Source organism: Micromonospora sp. ANENR4 (assembly GCF_015354395.1).
In the GTDB taxonomy this organism is placed as follows: Bacteria; Actinomycetota; Actinomycetes; order Mycobacteriales; family Micromonosporaceae; genus Micromonospora; species Micromonospora aurantiaca.
In genome coordinates, this window is the sequence record NZ_JADKYQ010000007.1 from 282,031 (window position 1) to 298,977 (window position 16,947).

Annotated in this window: 17 protein-coding genes; 9 read left to right on the forward strand and 8 right to left on the reverse strand. The window is 73.8% G+C overall.

What is annotated here, in order from left to right; all coding sequences use genetic code 11:
* Window positions 1-80: 80 nt before the first annotated feature.
* The 4 genes from IRY44_RS14725 to IRY44_RS14740 all read left to right on the forward strand — a co-directional run bounded on the left by IRY44_RS14725 (window position 81) and on the right by IRY44_RS14740 (window position 4,115).
* Entirely contained in the window at window positions 81-1,127 is a 1,047-nt protein-coding gene (locus tag IRY44_RS14725) for an iron ABC transporter permease (protein WP_194800960.1), read from the forward strand.
* A 107-nt stretch (window positions 1,128-1,234) separates the two neighbouring features.
* Window positions 1,235-2,269, forward strand: a complete 1,035-nt coding sequence (locus tag IRY44_RS14730; RefSeq protein ID WP_269696516.1) for an iron chelate uptake ABC transporter family permease subunit — start codon at window positions 1,235-1,237, stop codon at window positions 2,267-2,269.
* The gene (locus tag IRY44_RS14735; protein ID WP_194800961.1) at window positions 2,266-3,138 is read left to right on the forward strand and encodes an ABC transporter ATP-binding protein; all 873 of its coding nucleotides are present in this window, start codon (window positions 2,266-2,268) and stop codon (window positions 3,136-3,138) included. The genes IRY44_RS14730 and IRY44_RS14735 overlap by 4 nt, the downstream gene beginning before the upstream one ends.
* 32 nt (window positions 3,139-3,170) lie before the next feature.
* A complete protein-coding gene (locus tag IRY44_RS14740) occupies window positions 3,171-4,115 on the forward strand; it encodes an ABC transporter substrate-binding protein (RefSeq protein ID WP_135239286.1) in 945 nt (314 codons plus the stop codon).
* Between the two features lie 56 nt (window positions 4,116-4,171).
* Here the strand turns inward: IRY44_RS14740 and IRY44_RS14745 are convergent, their stop codons facing one another.
* From IRY44_RS14745 to trmB, 4 genes are all read right to left on the reverse strand, one after another.
* On the reverse strand, window positions 4,172-5,431 hold the full coding sequence (locus tag IRY44_RS14745; RefSeq protein WP_194800962.1) for an Nramp family divalent metal transporter: 1,260 nt from the start codon (window positions 5,429-5,431) through the stop codon (window positions 4,172-4,174).
* A gap of 307 nt (window positions 5,432-5,738) precedes the next feature.
* Window positions 5,739-6,386 carry a hypothetical protein gene (locus IRY44_RS14750; protein ID WP_194800963.1) on the reverse strand — a complete coding sequence of 216 codons (648 nt, stop codon included), beginning with the start codon at window positions 6,384-6,386 and terminating at the stop codon, window positions 5,739-5,741.
* A 119-nt stretch (window positions 6,387-6,505) separates the two neighbouring features.
* Window positions 6,506-9,010 (reverse strand): RNA helicase, encoded by a 2,505-nt coding sequence (locus tag IRY44_RS14755; RefSeq protein WP_194800964.1) that lies wholly within the window; start codon window positions 9,008-9,010, stop codon window positions 6,506-6,508.
* Window positions 9,011-9,071: 61 nt separating this feature from the next.
* Window positions 9,072-9,698 (reverse strand): tRNA (guanosine(46)-N7)-methyltransferase TrmB, encoded by a 627-nt coding sequence (gene trmB / locus IRY44_RS14760; protein ID WP_228532151.1) that lies wholly within the window; start codon window positions 9,696-9,698, stop codon window positions 9,072-9,074.
* Window positions 9,699-9,837: 139 nt separating this feature from the next.
* Here trmB and IRY44_RS14765 point away from each other — a divergent pair, with 139 nt between their 5' ends.
* On the forward strand, window positions 9,838-10,404 hold the full coding sequence (locus IRY44_RS14765; protein ID WP_194800966.1) for a hypothetical protein: 567 nt from the start codon (window positions 9,838-9,840) through the stop codon (window positions 10,402-10,404).
* Between the two features lie 239 nt (window positions 10,405-10,643).
* On the forward strand, window positions 10,644-11,405 hold the full coding sequence (locus IRY44_RS14770) for a class F sortase (RefSeq protein WP_228532082.1): 762 nt from the start codon (window positions 10,644-10,646) through the stop codon (window positions 11,403-11,405).
* A gap of 286 nt (window positions 11,406-11,691) precedes the next feature.
* Here IRY44_RS14770 and IRY44_RS14775 read toward each other — a convergent pair whose 3' ends face one another.
* From IRY44_RS14775 to IRY44_RS14785, 3 genes are read right to left on the reverse strand one after another with little or no spacing between them, the layout of a single operon-like run.
* The gene (locus IRY44_RS14775; RefSeq protein WP_194800967.1) at window positions 11,692-12,006 is read right to left on the reverse strand and encodes an antibiotic biosynthesis monooxygenase; all 315 of its coding nucleotides are present in this window, start codon (window positions 12,004-12,006) and stop codon (window positions 11,692-11,694) included.
* 25 nt (window positions 12,007-12,031) lie between these two features.
* Window positions 12,032-12,829, reverse strand: coding sequence for an exodeoxyribonuclease III (locus IRY44_RS14780; RefSeq protein WP_194800968.1), 798 nt, complete (start codon window positions 12,827-12,829; stop codon window positions 12,032-12,034).
* A gap of 37 nt (window positions 12,830-12,866) precedes the next feature.
* Complete coding sequence (locus IRY44_RS14785; protein ID WP_194800969.1) at window positions 12,867-13,787, reverse strand: proteasome assembly chaperone family protein; 921 nt, start codon at window positions 13,785-13,787, stop codon at window positions 12,867-12,869.
* A gap of 393 nt (window positions 13,788-14,180) precedes the next feature.
* Here IRY44_RS14785 and IRY44_RS14790 point away from each other — a divergent pair, with 393 nt between their 5' ends.
* The 3 genes from IRY44_RS14790 to IRY44_RS14800 all read left to right on the forward strand — a co-directional run bounded on the left by IRY44_RS14790 (window position 14,181) and on the right by IRY44_RS14800 (window position 16,050).
* The gene (locus tag IRY44_RS14790; protein WP_194800970.1) at window positions 14,181-15,026 is read left to right on the forward strand and encodes a peptidase M23; all 846 of its coding nucleotides are present in this window, start codon (window positions 14,181-14,183) and stop codon (window positions 15,024-15,026) included.
* A 95-nt stretch (window positions 15,027-15,121) separates the two neighbouring features.
* Window positions 15,122-15,268, forward strand: a complete 147-nt coding sequence (locus IRY44_RS14795) for a hypothetical protein (RefSeq protein WP_166456378.1) — start codon at window positions 15,122-15,124, stop codon at window positions 15,266-15,268.
* Between the two features lie 38 nt (window positions 15,269-15,306).
* Window positions 15,307-16,050, forward strand: a complete 744-nt coding sequence (locus tag IRY44_RS14800; RefSeq protein WP_194800971.1) for an EcsC family protein — start codon at window positions 15,307-15,309, stop codon at window positions 16,048-16,050.
* Here the strand turns inward: IRY44_RS14800 and IRY44_RS14805 are convergent.
* Complete coding sequence (locus IRY44_RS14805; protein WP_194800972.1) at window positions 16,027-16,881, reverse strand: GDSL-type esterase/lipase family protein; 855 nt, start codon at window positions 16,879-16,881, stop codon at window positions 16,027-16,029. The two genes, IRY44_RS14800 and IRY44_RS14805, sit on opposite strands and share 24 nt — an antisense overlap.
* Between the last annotated feature and the right edge of the window lie 66 nt (window positions 16,882-16,947).

Here is a 16,947-nt window from a genome sequence, read left to right on the forward strand (position 1 = left end):
GGTGGAGGCGCAACCCGTTCAGGTACGCCTTAGCAGGTCAGCTAAGGTAAGGCGTACCTAACCGGAAGGCAAGATCCCTCGTGACCACCGTCGCCGTCCGGCCCGCGCGGGCCGGGGCTCCCGTCCGCCGCGGCACCGTCCGCCGCGTCGCGGTCACCGTGGCGGCGGCGCTCCTGCTCCTGCTCGCGCTGCTGGCCAGCCTGGCGCTCGGCAGCCGGCACCTCCCCGTCGACCAGGTGTGGCACGCGCTGGTGTCGCCGGACGGCGGCGACGCCACCACTGTGGTCCGGGAACTGCGGATGCCGCGTACCGCCCTCGGGCTCGTCGTCGGCCTGGCGCTGGCACTGGCCGGGGTGCTGTTCCAGGCGGTCACCCGCAACCCGCTGGCCGAGCCGCGCATCCTCGGCATCAGCGCCGGGGCGTCGTTCGGCGTGGTGCTGGCCATCGCGGTGTTCGGGGTGGGCACGCTCGCCGGGTACGTCTGGTTCGGCATCGCCGGCGCGCTGCTCGCCGGACTGCTCGTGTTCGCCATCGCCAACCGCACCCGCGAGGGCGCCAGCCCGGTCACCCTCGCGCTCGTCGGCGCGGCCCTCGACGCGGGTCTCGGCGCCATCGTGTACGCGCTGCTCAGCATCGACGCCCGCACGTTCGAGGAGTACCGCTTCTGGGTGGTCGGCGGACTGACCGGCCGGGGCGTCGGCGTGGCCGGGCAGGTGCTGCCGTTCGTGGTGGCCGGGGTGGTGCTGGCCGCGCTCGCCGCCCGCGGACTGGACGCGCTCGCCCTCGGCGACGACGTGGCCCGGGGACTCGGGCACCGGGTCGCGCTGGTGCGGCTCGCCGCCGGGGCGGGTGGCGTGCTGCTCACCGGTGCGGCGGTGGCCGCCGCCGGGCCGATCGCCTTCGTCGGGCTGGCGGTGCCGCACCTGGCCCGGGCGCTCGTCGGCGCGGACCAGCGGTGGACGCTGCTGGTCGCCGCGCTGCTCGGCCCCGCCCTGCTGCTCACCGCCGACGTGGCCGGCCGCCTCGTCGCCCCACCCGGCGAGATCCCCGCCGGTATCATCACGGCCCTGCTCGGCGCGCCCCTCCTGGCCTTCCTGGTCCACCGAGCCAAGACGGTGACGACATGACCACCCCCACCCCCACCCCCGGCTCCCGCGATCTTGCACTTGCTGCCCGGGCGGAAGGGGCATTCCGGGCACCCGAGGGGCCCGAAGTACAAGATCAACGGCGAGGGGTGCGACGGCCGCGGGGGCGTGGAGTGCTGCGGGCCGGGGCGGTGGTGGTGCCGTTCCGGTGGCGGCCGGTCGTCGTGGCGGTGGTGCTGTTCGTGCTGCTGTGCGTCGCGGTGGTGGTCAGCCTGTCGCTGGGTACGCCGTACGTCGCCCCCGTCGACGTGGTGCGGTCGCTCTCCGGCGCGGGCACCCCGTACGACCTCGTGGTGCGCGACCTGCGACTGCCTCGCGCGGTCCTCGCGGCGGTGGCCGGGGCGGCCTTCGGCGTGGCCGGCACGCTGATCCAGAGCGTGGCCCGCAACCCGCTGGCCAGCCCCGACGTCATCGGCGTCACCCAGGGCGCCGGGCTGGCCGCGACGATCGCGCTGACCAGCGGCGCGGCGGCGGTGCTGGTGGCGCCGGCGGCGCTGCTCGGCGGCCTGGCCGCGGCGGTGGCGGTGTTCGCGCTCGGCGCCCGGCACGGCCTGGCCGCCCAGCGGTTCGTGCTCGCCGGTGTGGCGGTGGCGTTCGCGTTCCGGGCGCTGATCGAGGTGGTGATGCTCACCGCCGACCCGATCGACGGGCTGCGCGCGCAGATCTGGCTGATCGGCACGCTCGCCGGCAAGGGATGGAGCGAGGCGGCGTGGATCGCCGGCACGCTCGCCGTGCTGCTGCCGGTGCTGCTCTGGGCCGGGTGGGCGCTGCGCAGCAGCGCGCTCGACGACGACACCGCGCGGGGGATCGGCCTGCGGCCGGTGGCCCGGCGCATGGGGCTGGCCGGCACCGGTGTGCTGGCCGCCGCGATGGTCACCGCCCAGGTCGGCGCCGTCGACTTCGTGGCGCTGGTGGCCCCGCAGGTGGCCCGGCGGCTGGTCCGCGCCGAGCGTCCGCCGCTGCTGTGCGCCGCGCTGCTGGGCGCGTTGCTGCTGGTCCTCGCCGACCTCGGCGCCCGCCGGCTGCTGGCGCCGACCCAACTGCCGGCCGGCGTGCTCACCGCGGCGATCGGCGGGCCGTACCTGATCTTCGTGCTGCTGCGCACCCGAGGGAGGCGGTCGTGACCGCGCTGCTGTCCACCCGCGACCTGGTCGTCGGCTACGAGGGCCGGACCGTGCTGGACGGACTCGACCTCGACCTGCCGGCCGACACGTTCACCGTGATCGTCGGCCCGAACGCCTGTGGCAAGTCGACGCTGCTGCGCACGATGGCCCGGTTGCTCACGCCCCGGCGCGGCGCGGTGCTGCTGGACGGCGCGGCGATCCGGGACCTGCCGACCCGGGACGTGGCCCGGCGGCTCGGCGTCCTGCCGCAGAGCCCGCTGGTGCCCGAGGGGATCACCGTGGCCGACCTGGTCGGGCGCGGCCGGCAGCCCTACCAGCGCTGGTGGCGGCAGTGGTCGGCCGAGGACGGACGGGCGGTCGAGGAGGCCATGCGGCTTGCCGACGTCAGCGCGCTCGCCGACCGCCCGGTGGACACGCTCTCCGGCGGGCAGCGCCAGCGGGTGTGGATCGCCATGACGCTGGCCCAGGACACCGACGCGCTGCTGCTGGACGAACCGACCACGTTCCTCGACCTGGCCCACCAGGTGGAGGTGCTGGACCTGCTGCACCGGCTGCGCGCCGAGCGGGGCCGCACAGTGGTGGCCGTGCTGCACGACCTCAACCAGGCCGCCCGGTACGCCGGCCACCTGATCGCCATGCGCGACGGCGCGGTGGTGGCCGCCGGCGAGCCGCGCGAGATCCTCACCGCGGACCTGGTCCGCGACGTGTTCGGGCTGGACTGCGTGGTCGTGCCCTGCCCGGTCAGCGGCGCCCCGCTCGTGGTGCCGGCCCTCAGCCAGGGCGCCCCCACCCGGGCCCTCCACACCCAGACCTCGGCCGTTCCGGCCGTCACGCCGGCTCCGTCCGGCGCCCCCGTCGGCGACGCCTGAGCGCGCCGACCCGCACCACCGAAAGGAACCTGATGCGTCGTCTCGCCGTCGCACTCACCGCCGCCCTCGCTCTCGGCGTCGGTCTCACCGCATGCGGGGAGAGCGACCCCGTCGCCGGCACCGGCACCGGGGAGACCCGGGAGATCACCCACGCCATGGGCACCACGAAGGTGCCCGCCGAGCCCAAGCGCGTGGTCGTGCTCGACACCGACAAGATCGACACCGCGCTGTCGCTGGGCGTCACCCCGGTCGGCGCGGCGACCGCCGGTGAGGCGAAGAGCTGGCCCACCTACTTCGGCGCGGACAAGCTCGCCGGCATCACCGAGGTCGGCGTGCTCACCGAGCCGGACCTGGAGGCGATCAACGCGCTCAACCCGGACCTGATCCTGGGCAGCAAGTTCCGCCAGGAGAAGTTCTACGACGAGCTGTCCAAGATCGCCCCGACCGTGTTCACCGAGAAGGTGGGCATCACCTGGAAGGAGAACTTCCTCCTCGACGGCGCGGCACTGGGCAAGGAGCAGCAGGCGAAGGACCTGCTGGCCGAGTACGAGAAGCGGGCGAAGGACTTCGGCGCGAAGCTCGGCGACGCCTCGTCCCGCAAGGTCTCCATCGTGCGCTTCATGCCGACCGAGATCCGCCTGTACGGGCCGGACTCGTTCTCCGGCATCGTCGTCGGCGACACCGGCCTGGGCCGCCCCGAGCGGCAGATGCTCGCCGGCAAGGAGGACAAGCGGATGGACCGGGTCAGCCCGGAGCGCATCGCCGAGGCCGACGGCGACGTGGTGTTCGTGACCGCGTACGGCGAGAAGGCCGCCGCCGAGCAGGCGAAGGTCACCGGCGGCACGTTGTGGAAGGGCCTGTCCGCGGTCAAGGCCGGCAAGGCGCACGTGGTCTCCGACGAGATCTGGATGACCGGCATCGGCGTGGGCGCCGCCAACAAGATCCTGGACGACCTGGAGAAGTACCTGGCCGCCTGAGCCCCGATCACCCGCGCCCGTCCAGCCGCACCAGGCCGGACGGGCGCGGGTGTGTCTCAGGCCGTCAACTGCCAGAGCAGGAACGCGTTGAGCGCCACCACGAACGCGGTGATCGCCACCGCCGCGGCGGTGGTGGCCCGGCGGTTGACCAGGCTGCCCATCAGGTCCCGGCGGCGCGTGAACATCACCACCGGGATCAGCGCGAACGGGATGCCGAAGCTCAGCACCACCTGGGACAGCACCAGCGCGCGGGTCGGGTCGACGCCGATCGCGAGCACCGCCAGCGCGGGCAGCAGCGTGATCATCCGGCGTACCAGCAGCGGGATCCGGCGGCGCAGGAAGCCCTGCATGATGATCTCGCCGGCGTACGTGCCGACGCTCGTGGAGGCGAGGCCGGACAGGAGCAGGGCGACCGCGAACCCGACCGCGGCGGCCGTGCCGAGCGTGGTGGCGAGCCCGGCGTGCACGCCTTCCAGGGTGTCGGTGCCGGGGATCGAGGTGCCGTGGAAGCTGCTCGCGGCCACGAGCAGCATGGCCAGGTTGACCGCGCCGGCGATGCCCAGCGCGATCAGCACGTCGATCCGCAGGCCCTTGGCGATCACCCGCCGCTGCGTCTCGCCCTCGGCGGGCAGGCGGTTCGGGGTCAGCGCCGAGTGCACGTAGATGACGTGCGGCATCACCGTCGCGCCCAGGATGCCGGCGGCGAGCAGCATGCTGTCGGTGCCCTGCATCCGGGGCAGCAGCCCGGCCGCGGCGTCGGACACGTCCGGTTGTGCACTGACCAGGTTGACCGCGAACGCCAGCACGATCACGCCGAGCAGCACCGCGATGGCGATCTCGAACGACCGGAAACCCCTGGCGCGCAGCGCCAGGATGGCGAACGAGGCGGCACCGATGATCAGGCCGCCGGGCAGCAGCGGGACGCCGAACAGCAGGTACAGCGCGACCGCCCCGCCGATCACCTCGGCCAGGTCGGTGGCCATGGCGACCAGCTCGGCCTGCGCCCACATGACCCGGTTGAGCGGCCGGGGCAGGTGCTCCCGGCACAGTTCGGGCAGGCTGCGCCCGGTGGCCAGGCCGAGCTTCGCGGTCAGCGTCTGCACCAGCATGGCTGCGAGGTTCGCCGCCACCACCACCCAGACCAGCAGGTACCCGTACCGGGCGCCGGCGGTGGAGTTGGTGGCGAAGTTGCCGGGGTCGACGTAGGCGACCGCCGCTACGAACGCGGGCCCGAGCAGGATGAGCCGGCCGCGTACCGGGCGCGGGGCGCGGGCGGTCCGTAGCGGGGGTACGACAGGCGAGTCGTTCGTTACCACTGGTGCTCCTCGACGACGACTGACGACGAACGGCGGGGGTGCCGGGAGGGCGGCCACGCGGGGGTGTTCCCGACGGATGCCCGCATATGCCACCAACCTGAACCCGTAGGGAGAAAGCAGGCACGGACGATGCCGCCCGCTGTTCGTCCACCGGGCGGAGTCCCCCTGCGGCGCACCGCCCGGGACGACGAACGGCCGCCCCCGGGTAGCGGGGCGGCCGTTCGGTAGGTGGGCGGTGCGGCGGTCGCCGCCGGATACGTTGGTCGGGCGGTGCTCCGGTTCGCCGGACGGGGATCGCGGCGGTCGGTCAGGCGGCGGTGGACCAGATGGCCCGGAACGCGGCTGCCTCACCGGCCAGCCACTGCTCGATCTGCTCGGGCTTGACGTCGGCGGGCATCCGGTGCGCCTCGCCGCGCCGCACGTCGACCAGGACCGGCTCGGCGTGCGGCAGCACCGCGTCCATGTGCCGGGCCATCAGGTGCAGCGTCGCGAGCGTGGCCTCCTCGCTCGGCGGCGCCTCGTCGAAGTGCAGCCGGATCGCCTCGGCCCGGCCGTCGGCGTACCGGACGCCGAACTGTGGGTTGATCTTCACGGGCAGGTCACCCAGCATGGCCAGGGCGTCGCGGGTCTGGGCCAGGTCGACGCCGGCCGGCTCGCCCAGCGAGTGCAGCCAGCGGGTCGCGCCCGGCACGAGCGCCTCGTAGAGCGGGCGCCAGCGCGGCTTGACCAGGTCGGCGACCTGCGCCAGGTGCGTGCCGCCGGTGTGGAAGGCGACGTCGGCCTTGAGCGCCTTGACGAACTGGCCGTGCGGGTTGAAGCCGTGCCGGCTGGCCCGCTGCCGGCGCAGACCGCCGACGAAGGTGGCCTTCGTGGGGCCGGTGCGGTCGACGTACCGGGTGAATCCGAGGAGGGTGGCGTAGGGGGTGACAGGGGTCGCGGAGGTGGGCGCAGTCACGAGCATCCTCCCAGGTCAGCAGCTCGATTAGTACATACATTCTAATCGACGGGTCTGACATCGCCCAGGGCACGAAAAGGGCCGCCCGGACATCCCGGGCGGCCCTTTTTCGCGTAGTCCTACAGCTGGCCGACGTCGGTGATCCGGACCGCAGCCGCGCCGATCTCGTCCGAGGCGGCCAGGTCGATCTCGGCGCTGATGCCCCAGTCGTGGTCGCCGTCCGGGTCGTCCAGGATCTGCCGGACGGTCCACCTGTCGCGGCCCTGCTCGATCATCAGCAGCGCCGGCCCGCGCGCATCAGGCCCCACCCCGATGGAGTCGTACGTCTCGAAGTACGGCTCCAGCGCGTCGGCCCAGGCGTCGGCGTTCCAGCCGTCGCCCGCGTCCAGCTCGCCGAGCAGGTCCCAGCGGCGCAGCGCGGCCAGCTCGACGCGGCGGAACATCGCGTTGCGCACCAGCACCCGGAACGCCCGCGCGTTGCGCGTCACCGCCGGCGGCCGGTCGTCCAGCGAGGCGGCGACCTCGGCCACGTCCGACGGGTTGCGCAGCCGCTCCCACTCGTCGATCAGGCTGGAGTCGACCTGGCGGACCAGCTCGCCCAGCCACTCGATGAGGTCGACCAGCTCCTCGGTCTTGGCGTCCTCGGGGACGGTCTGCCGCAGCGTCTTGTACGCGTCGGCGAGGTAGCGCAGCACCAGCCCCTCGGACCGGGACAGCCCGTAGAACTGGACGTACTCGGGGAACGTCATGGCCCGCTCGTACATGTCCCGCACCACGGACTTGGGGGAGAGCTGGTGGTCGGCGACCCACGGGTGGCCCTGCCGGTACATCTCGTACGCGGACTCCAGCAGCTCGGCGAGCGGCTTGGGCCAGGTCACCTCGTCGAGCAGTTCGAGGCGTGCCTCGTACTCGATGCCCTCGGCCTTCATCGCGGCGACCGCCTCGCCGCGGGCCTTGAACTGCTGCGCGGACAGCACCTGGCGCGGGTCGTCGAGGATCGACTCGATCACGCTGAGCACGTCGAGCGCGTACGACGGGGACTCCCGGTCGAGCAGCTCGACGGTGGCCAGCGCGAGCGGCGACAGCGGCTGGTTGAGCGCGAAGTCGAGCTGGAGGTCGACGGTGAGGCGTACCCGGCGGCCGGTCTCGTCCGGCTCGGGCAGCTCCTCGACCACGCCGCCGGCGCGCAGCGCCCGGTAGATGGCGATGGCCCGGCGGATGTGCCGTCGCTGCGCGGCCGGGTCCTCGTGGTTGTCGGTGAGCAGGTGCCGCATCGAGGCGAACGCGTCGCCGGGGCGGCCGATCACGTTGAGCAGCATCGAGTGGCTGACCTGGAAGCTGGAGGTGAGCGGCTCCGGCTCGGCCTCGACCAGGCGCTGGAACGTCGGCTCACCCCAGCCGATCGAGCCCTCCGGCGGCTTCTTCTTCACCACCCTGCGGCGCTTGCGCGGGTCGTCGCCGGCCTTCGCGAGCGCCTTCTCGTTCTCGATCACGTGCTCGGGGGCCTGCACCACGACCCGGCCCAGCGTGTCGAACCCGGCCCGCCCGGCCCGGCCGGCGATCTGGTGGAACTCGCGGGCCTTCAGCAGGCGCGTCCGCACCCCGTCGTACTTCGAGAGGCCGGTGAACAGCACGGTACGGATCGGCACGTTGATGCCGACACCGAGCGTGTCGGTACCGCAGATGACCTTGAGCAGGCCGGCCTGGGCGAGCGTCTCGACCAGGCGGCGGTACTTCGGGAGCATGCCGGCGTGGTGCACGCCGATGCCGTGCCGGACCAGCCGGGACAGCGTCTTGCCGAAGCCGGAGGTGAACCGGAAGTTGCCGATCGCACTCGCGATCATGTCCTTCTCGGCGCGGGTGCAGACGTTCACGCTCATCAGCGCCTGGGCGCGTTCCAGCGCGGCGGCCTGGGTGAAGTGCACGACGTACACCGGGGCCTGCTTGGTCTCCAGCAGTTCCTCGAGCGTCTCGTGCAGCGGCGTGGTCGCGTACGAGAAGAGGAGCGGGACCGGCCGCTCGGCCGAGCGGACGACGGCGGTCGGCCGCCCGGTGCGCCGGGTCAGGTCGTCGACGAAGCGGGTGGTGTCGCCGAGCGTGGCCGACATCAGCACGAACTGGGCCTGCGGCAGCTCGATCAGCGGCACCTGCCACGCCCAGCCGCGGTCCGGCTCGGCGTAGAAGTGGAACTCGTCCATGATCACCTGGCCGACGTCGGCGCGGCGGCCCTCGCGCAGCGCCAGGTTGGCCAGGATCTCCGCGGTGCAGCAGATGATCGGCGCGTCCGCGTTGACGCTGGCGTCGCCGGTGAGCATGCCGACGTTCTCCGCGCCGAAGACCTCGCAGAGCGCGAAGAACTTCTCCGAGACCAGCGCCTTGATCGGCGCGGTGTAGAAGGTCGTCCGGTCGTCGGCCAGCGCGGCGAAGTGCGCCGCGATCGCGACCAGGCTCTTGCCCGAGCCGGTCGGCGTATTCATGATCACGTTCGCGCCGGAGACGATCTCGATGACCGCCTCCTCCTGATGGGGATAGAGGTCCAGGCCGCGCTCGGACGCCCAGGAGGCGAACGCGTCGTAGAGGGTGTCGGGGTCGGCGGTCTTCGGCAGCGCGGCGGTGAGAGTCATGGCGGCTCCCATCGTGCCTGGATCACACCCGGCCGCGCCAACCGGGTTCAGCGCAACGGGTTCAGCGCCGCCGGTGGATCAGGTCGAAGACCTCCCGGCCGGCGGTCAGCGCGCGGCGTTCGAACTTCGTCACCGGCCGGTGCGCCGGGCGGGGCGCGAAGCCGCCGTACACGTCGACCAGCTCCGGGTCGGCGGTGAGCGTCTCGCGCATCGACTCGGCGTACTCGGCCCAGTCCGTCGCGCAGTGCAGCGTGCCGCCCGGCGCCAGCCGGGAGCGCAGCAGCGCCACGTGCGCCGGCGCGATGATCCGCCGCTTGTGGTGGCGCGTCTTCGGCCACGGGTCGGGGAAGAAGACGTGCACCGCGTCCAGGCAGCCCTCCGGCATGGCCCGGACCAGGTCCAGCGCGTCCCCCTCGGCCACCCGGACGTTGTCCAGACCGTGGCGTTCCACCAGGTCGAGCAGGTTGGCGATTCCCGGCGTATGGACCTCGACCGCCAGATAGTGTCGGTCCCGGTCGGCCGCCGCCATCACGGCGGTGGCGTCGCCCATGCCGGAGCCGATCTCCAGCACCAGCGGCGCCCGTCGTCCGAACAGAGCCGTCGGATCGCACGGCCCGTCGAGGGCGGCGATCTCCAGGCCGTACGCGGGCCAGAGCCGGGTGAGCGCGTCGCGCTGCCGCTCGCTCATCCGTCCGCGACGCGGATGGAAGGTGCGGATGCGGCCGGCGGCGATGTCGGGGAGGGTCACAGCGACCCGAGCCTAGCCCGGATCGGATGTGATGTGCGCCCAGGGGTGAGAGGATTCATCCCGTACGCCGGGAGGGGTCATGGGGTCGTTCAGGGTACGTGAGGCGCTGCTGGTCGCGGCCGCCGCGTGCGCCGCCCCGCTGGCCGGCGCGCTGCCCGCCCAGGCCGAGCCGGTGCCGGAACAGCCCCCGGCCGACGTGATCTTCGTGGAGGTCACCCCGGGCACCGTCTCGCCCGGCTACCTCGTCGGCATCCGGGCGAGCTGCCGGAACAACACAGTGCCGGCGATCGTCACCTCGGACGCGTTCGGCAGGATCCAGGTCCAGCCGCAGCGCGGCCTGCTCACCGCCTCGCCGATGGTCCACGAGCGCACCCGGCCCGGCAACTACCGGGTCAAGCTGGAATGCCCGGGCGGGGAGACCGCCTCCACGATGCTCCAGGTGGTCAAGCAGGGGCAGCCCACCCGGCAGCCGACCCACCCGCCCAGTCACCTGCCCAGCCGCGGCCCGGCGACCGGTTTCGGCGGCACCGCCGGGCCCGGGCTCGGTGGCCTGCTGGTGCCGGTCGGGCTGGCGGTGACAGTGGTCGGCGCCGGGCTCGGCGTGGCCGCGTCCCGCCGGCAGGCCCGCGGCGCCGCCGGACGCTGAGGCCGGTCATGGCCGAGCACTTCGTTCCGCCGCCCGCCGGATCCCGGCGCTTCGGCCGGCCGTTCCTCGCCCTGCCTCCGCCCGCCGCGCCACCGACCGGCACCGCCCGGTTCTCCGGGGCTGATCCGGCCGCCGCGCCCCGGACCGGACCGCGCTCGGGGAGTGGGTCTGCCGCCGGGACGGGTCCGACCGCCGGGACCGGACCGTCTGCCGTGCCGGTCTCCGGGTCGCGGCCGTGGATGCCGCCGCCCGCCGCGTCGCGACCGTGGTATCCGCCCTCGGCCGACCCGCCGGCCCTGCGCCCGGGGCCCGCCGGGCCGCCGCCGGTCGAGCCGCCACCGGCGCCGCCGGGCAGGGGGGACCGGGGCCGGGGTTCCTGGTCGAAGCCGCTGGCGGTGGTGCTGGTGCTGGTCGGCGTGTTCGCCACCGGGGCCGGCCTCGGGCGCACGGCCGGGCCGTTCGACTTCGCCGATGCGTCCACCGGGTCGAGCCGGTCGAACGGGCCGGGTGCGGCGGCCCCGGCGAGTGCTGCCGCACCGGTCCGGAAGCCGGCGAGCCGGCCGGTACGCCTGGCCGTTCCGGCCATCAAGGTCAACGCGCCGGTGACCCCGGTCGGGCAGGCGAAGGACGGCTCGGTGGACGTACCGCCGCTGACCGAGCACGACCAGACCGGCTGGTACGACAGGGCAGCGGTGCCCGGCGACCCGGGCCGGGCGATCATCGTGGGCCACGTCGACACCAAGAGCGGGCCGGCCGTCTTCTACCGGCTGCGCTCGCTCAAGCCGGGCGCCCGGATCCAGGTGACCCGCGCCGACCGCAGCGTGGTGACCTTCAAGGTGGACAGCGTCGAGTACTTCGACAAGTCGAACCTGCCCGCCGCCCGGGTCTACGGCGATTCGGGCCCGGCCGAGCTGCGCCTGATCACCTGCGGCGGCGAGTGGGTCGGCGGCCGTACCGGCTACCAGGACAACGTGATCGTCTTCGCGTCCCTCGCTCGCTGACCGCTCCCGCCCGGCCCACCCGACCCGCCCTGACCACGTCGATCATGAGGTTAGCGGCGCAGGTTGCCCGCTTCGTCCCCGCCAACTTCATGATCGCCGAGCGGAGACACGGAGCGCCGGGACCGTGGAAGATCTTGGTAGGAAACGGCCCCTATGGGGGCGCAAATCTTCCAAGATCTGCGCGCGCCCCGGCCCTGACCACGTCGATCATGAGGTTGGCGGTGACGAAACGGGCAACCTGTACCGCCAACTTCATGATCGACCGAGAAGACAAGGGAAGGCGGGGTCAGGGGGTGGCGGGGACCTGCTGGACCACCTCGAACTCCAGCAGGGTGGCGCCGGTGGCGACGGGCTTGCGGGGTTCGCCGCCCTCGGCGTGCGCGGCCCGGGACGGGCCCTGCGCCCACGCCTGATAGGCCTCCTCGCTCTCCCAGCGCGTGTACACGAAGTAGCGGGTGTCCCCGGCGACCGGGCGCAGCAGCTCGAAACCGAGGAAGCCGGGGGAGTTCTCCACCGCGCCGGCCCGGGCCGCGAACCGCTTCTCCAGCTCCTCGCCGGCGCCGGACGGGACGTCGATCGCGTTGATCTTCACGACAGCCATGTGTCCACCCTAACCAGCGTCGCGCTCAGAACGTCTCGACGGCCGGTGCCAGGTCCGCGTCGACCACGATCGGGGCGTGGTCGGACGGGCCCTTGCCCTTGCGGGCCTCCCGGTCCACGTACGCGGAGCGGACCGTGCGGGCGAACGACGCGCTCGCGTACACCAGGTCGATCCGCATGCCCTTGTTCTGGTGGAACATCCCGGCCCGGTAGTCCCAGTACGTGAACGGGTGCGGCCCCTTCATCGGCGTCGGCACCACGTCCTCCAGTCCCAGGTCACGCAGCGCGGCGAGGGCGGCCCGCTCGGCTGGGGTGACGTGGGTGGAGGTGACGAACAGCGCCGGGTCCCAGACGTCGGCGTCGGTGGGCGCCACGTTGAAGTCGCCGCAGACGGCCACCGGCAGGGGGCCGGCGACCTCGGCTTCCAGCGCGTCGCGCAGCGCCGCGAACCAGGCCAGCTTGTACGCGTAGTGCGGGTCGTCCGGCGCACGGCCGTTCGGCACGTACACCGACCAGACCCGCAGCCCGTCGCAGGTGGCCGAGATGGCGCGGGCCTCGGGCTCGGGGAACCCGGGCTCGCCCGGGAAGCCGACCGCCACGTCGGCCAGCCCGACCCGGGACAGCACGGCGACGCCGTTCCACCGCCCGTCGCTGTGGCTGGCCACCTCGTAGCCCAGCTCGCCCACCTCGGCGACCGGGAACGCCCCGTCGGGGCACTTGGTCTCCTGCAGGCACACGACGTCGGGTTTCGTGGTGGCCAGCCAGTCGAGCAGCCGGGGCAGGCGGGCCTTCACCGAGTTGACGTTCCAGGTCGCCAGGCGCATGTCCCCAGCCTGCCGCATCGCCGCCCGCCCCGCCGCCTCAGCGCTCCGGGGTGTCGCCGGGGCGGGTCTGCTCGGCGAGGAAGCGTTCCAGCTCGGCCCCGAGTTCGTCGGCGGTGGGCAGCGGCCCGGTCTCGCCGGCGAGCAGGTTCTTCTCGCCCCGGCCGCGGGCGAACGCGTCGTACTGCTCCTCCAGCGCCTGGACCAGCGTCGCCGCCTCCTCGGTCTGGGTGACCTGGCGGTCGATCTCCACCCGGACCGCCTCGGCGGCGGTCCGCAGCGCCTCGACGGGCAGCAGCAGGCCGGTGCTGCGGGACACGGCGGACAGCAGCGCCTCGGCGGCGGCCGGGTACTCGGCCTGGGCCACGTAGTGCGGCACGTGCGCGGCGAAGCCGAGGGCGTCGCGCCCCTGCTCGCCGAGGCGGTACTCCAGCAGGTGACCGACGCCGGCCGGCACCTGCACCTTCTGCAGCCACGGCTCGTGCCCGGCGATCAGGTCCTTGCGGGTGGCGTGCGCGGTGACGCCGCTGGGCCGGGTGTGCGGCACGGCCATCGGGATCGAGTTGAGCCCGACGGTGAGGCGGACGTCGAGGCGGGCGCTGAGCCCGGCGACGGCGGCCACGAAACGCTCCCACTGCAGGTCCGGCTCCGGGCCGGTGAGCAGCAGGAACGGGGTCTCGTCGTCGTCGCGCAGCAGGTGCAGCTCCAGCGCCGGGGCGTCGTATGACTCCCAGTGGTCCTCGACGAACGTCATCACCGGGCGGCGGGAGCGGTAGTCGAAGACCTGGTCCACGTCGAAGCGGGCGATGACCTGGGCGTCGAGCGAGGTGAGCAGCTGTTCCCGGGCCAGCCGGGTGGCGTTGCCGGCGTCGACGAAGCCGGTGAGCGCCTGGATCAGCACCGGCTGGCCGAGCTCGGGCAGCTCGTCGGTGAGTTCGTAGAGCTCGTGTGGATCGAGCACCGGTGGGGTCCTCCCTGTCGACGCGTGCGGGGGAGCGCCGAGTGTGCGGACTCCCCGGTTCGGCAAACGTACCGGGGTGGGTGGTCCATTCCGTTACGGCCACGTCCGATGCCCGGATGATGATCACGATTCGGCTACGCCCCGGTCCGGCGACCCATATCCGGATCGTCCGAACGGACGAGTTAGTCGATCATCGGGCGGGACCTGGAGGTCTGCGGCGTTTCTGCCCGCGCCGCCGCGCGCGCCGTCGCCCGGGTGATTGGTCCGGTTCCCGAGGTCCGTGGTTCGCCGGCCCGCACCGGGGTGGACCGTCCGCTTCGGAGCGGCCAAAGTGTGGCGAGGGCCACCCTTTCGGCCTGGGTGATCCCGGTTTGCCCTGCCTAGCCTCGTCGGATGCGTAACGACGGCAACCTCGACGACCCGTTCGGCTCCGGCCGCCCGGCTGACCGTTCGGACGGTACCCCCTCCACCAACCGTTCGGCGAAGCTCCAGGGACTCTTCCGGCGTACCCGCTTCTGGGCACCCATGAACCCCCGGCCCGGCCGGACGAAGCTGGCGGTCGCCACCGGCGCGGCCTGCTGCCTCGGCCTGGTCGGTGTCAGCCAGGCCGGCTTCGGCGCCCCGGACCGCGCCGCCGCCCCGGCGCCCTCGGCGGAGGTCGCCGAGCGCGCGGAGGTCGACCCGGCCTCCCGGGCCATGACCCGGCCGAGCACCGCCCCCGCCACCCCCAGCGCCACCCCGTCCGCGACGGCGAGCCCCAAGGCGACCACCAAGCCCAAGCCGAAGAAGACCGTCCGGCAGATCGTCCCGGTCGCCGGTCTGGACCGCACCCAGATGAACAACGCCAAGAAGATCGTGCAGGCCGGCAGGGAGATGGGCATGCCGCGCCGCGCCCTGGTCATCGCGGTGGCCACCGCCATGCAGGAGAGCACCCTGCTCAACTACGCCAGCGGCGTGCTGCCCGAGTCGCAGAACTACCCGCACCAGGCCATCGGCTGGGACCACGACTCGGTCGGGCTGTTCCAGCAGCGCCCCAGCAGCGGCTGGGGCACCGTCGAGCAGCTCATGGACCCCGAGTACGCGACGAAGGCGTTCCTGTCCGCGCTGGCCGAGATCCCCGGCTGGCAGAGCCTGCCGCTCTCGGTGGCCGCCCAGGCCGTGCAGATCTCCGCGTTCCCGGACGCGTACGCCCAGCACGAGTGGCGCGCCGGCGAGGTGGTGGCCGAGATCCTGGGCTGACCCGGACGGGTGGTTGCGGAAGGGCCGATTCGGGTATCAGGGGGCTTGCCGGTCCCAGGTACACATGAAGGGGACCGCGGGACGGGAGGACTCTCATGTCGCTGATGCAACGGATCACCGCCTTCCTGCGGTCGCCGCGGGGCCAGCAACTGGTCGATCGCGGCCGGCGTGAGATGTCGAAGCCGGAGAACCAGGCCCGGCTGCGGCAGATCGCGACCCGGCTGCAGTCGCGCCGGCGCTGACCCGCGTCACCCCGCCGCACGAGCCTCCGGAGCCCTTCGTGACCGACCCCGCCCCCGTCGACGGGGAGCCCAACGCCGTCCCCGCCGCCCCCGTCCCGCCGGTGGAGGTGCCCGAGGCGCCACCGGCCAAGCTGTGGGACCGGATGCGGGAGGATCCGCAGTACGCGCCGGAGCACCTGGCCCTGGAGGCGGTGCGCCGGCTCGGCCCGGAGGCCGCCCAGTGGGCCGCCCGGGAGCGGGCGCTGCGGCCGGACGCCCCGCCGGAGCACCTGGCCGACCAGGCGGTCCGCAAGTTCGTCAACCACGCCCGGCTCTCCGGTGCGGTGTCCGGCGCGGCCGGGCTGCCCGGCGCGGTGATCGACGTGGGCGTGCTGGCCTGGACCCAGGCCCGGCTGGTGCTGCACGTCGCGGCCGCCTACGGCGTCGACCCGGCGCACCCGGACCGGGCCACCGACCTGCTGGTGCTCCAGCGGGTGCACAAGGTCGCCGAGACGGCCCGCCTCGCGCTGGGCGTGGCCGCCGGCCGGGAGCGCGCCGGAGCCCTGTTCGGCTCCGCCGGTGACCGGGCGCTGGGCCGGGTGATGCTCCAGCTCGGGGTCCGGCTGGCCCGGATGGCCGGGGTGCGGGCCGCCAAGCGGATGTTCGCCAAGGTCGTGCCGGGCGCCGCGATCGTGCTCGGCACCTGGGCCAACTCGTCGGCCACCAAGGAACTGGCCGACCGTACGCGTGCCCTCTACCGCGCCGCCGGTCCCCCGCAGCTACCCGGCCCGCGCCAGCCCTGACCAGCCGGAGGCGTCCCAGGCCACCTCGGCCAGCCGGCCCTGCCCGGTCGCGTTCGGGTGGAACCAGTCGAGCGCGTTGACCTGGTCCAGGTCGAAGCGGTGGCGGTGCACCGCGCCGCCGTCCCACCGGCAGCGTGACCCGTACGCCCGGCAGGCGGCGCGCAGTTGCCCGTCGTACGCCTCGATCCGGTCCTTGACGCGGGCCCGGCGGGCCACCGCGGCGGGTGCGGTCGACGTGGCGCCTGCGAGCAGCGACGGGCAGACGCCCCGCGACCAGGCCCGCACGGCGCGGGGCTCGGTGTGCCCGATCTGCCAGAGCCGGTACAGGTCCGGGATGCTGACCACCAGCACCCGGGCCTTCGGCCGGCCCTCGCGCAGCACGCCCAGCCCCGCGTCGACCTGGTCGCGGAAGGTGGCGACCGGCGTCATGTCGTCGACGTCGCCCCGGCAGGCGTCGTTCGCCCCGATCAGCACGGTGACCAGGTCGGCCTTGTCGCGTACCGCCGACCGGGCCTGGCCGGCCAGCGCGGCCGCGCGCGCCCCGGGCACCGCCCGGTTGTACGCCCGCAGCCCCGGCGCGTCGGCGCGCAGCCGCCGGTAGAGGCTATCCACCCGCAGGCCGTCCCCGGTCGACCAGGAGTTGCGTTCGCAGCTCACCAGCACCAGGCAGGAGCCGTAGCCGGTGCTGACCGAGTCGCCGAGCGCGACCAGCACCCGGGGCTCGCCGGGGGCGGGTGTGCCGGACGGCCGGGGTGACGCCTCGCCGGAGCCGTCACAGGCCAGCGCGACGAGCGCCGCCAGGCAGGCCAGCGCGGCGATCCAGCGTCTCATCGGTCCCCCGTCCGGCGGCGGCAACGGGCGCGTCGACCCTATGCCCCGGCGGGGCCCCGGTGGCGG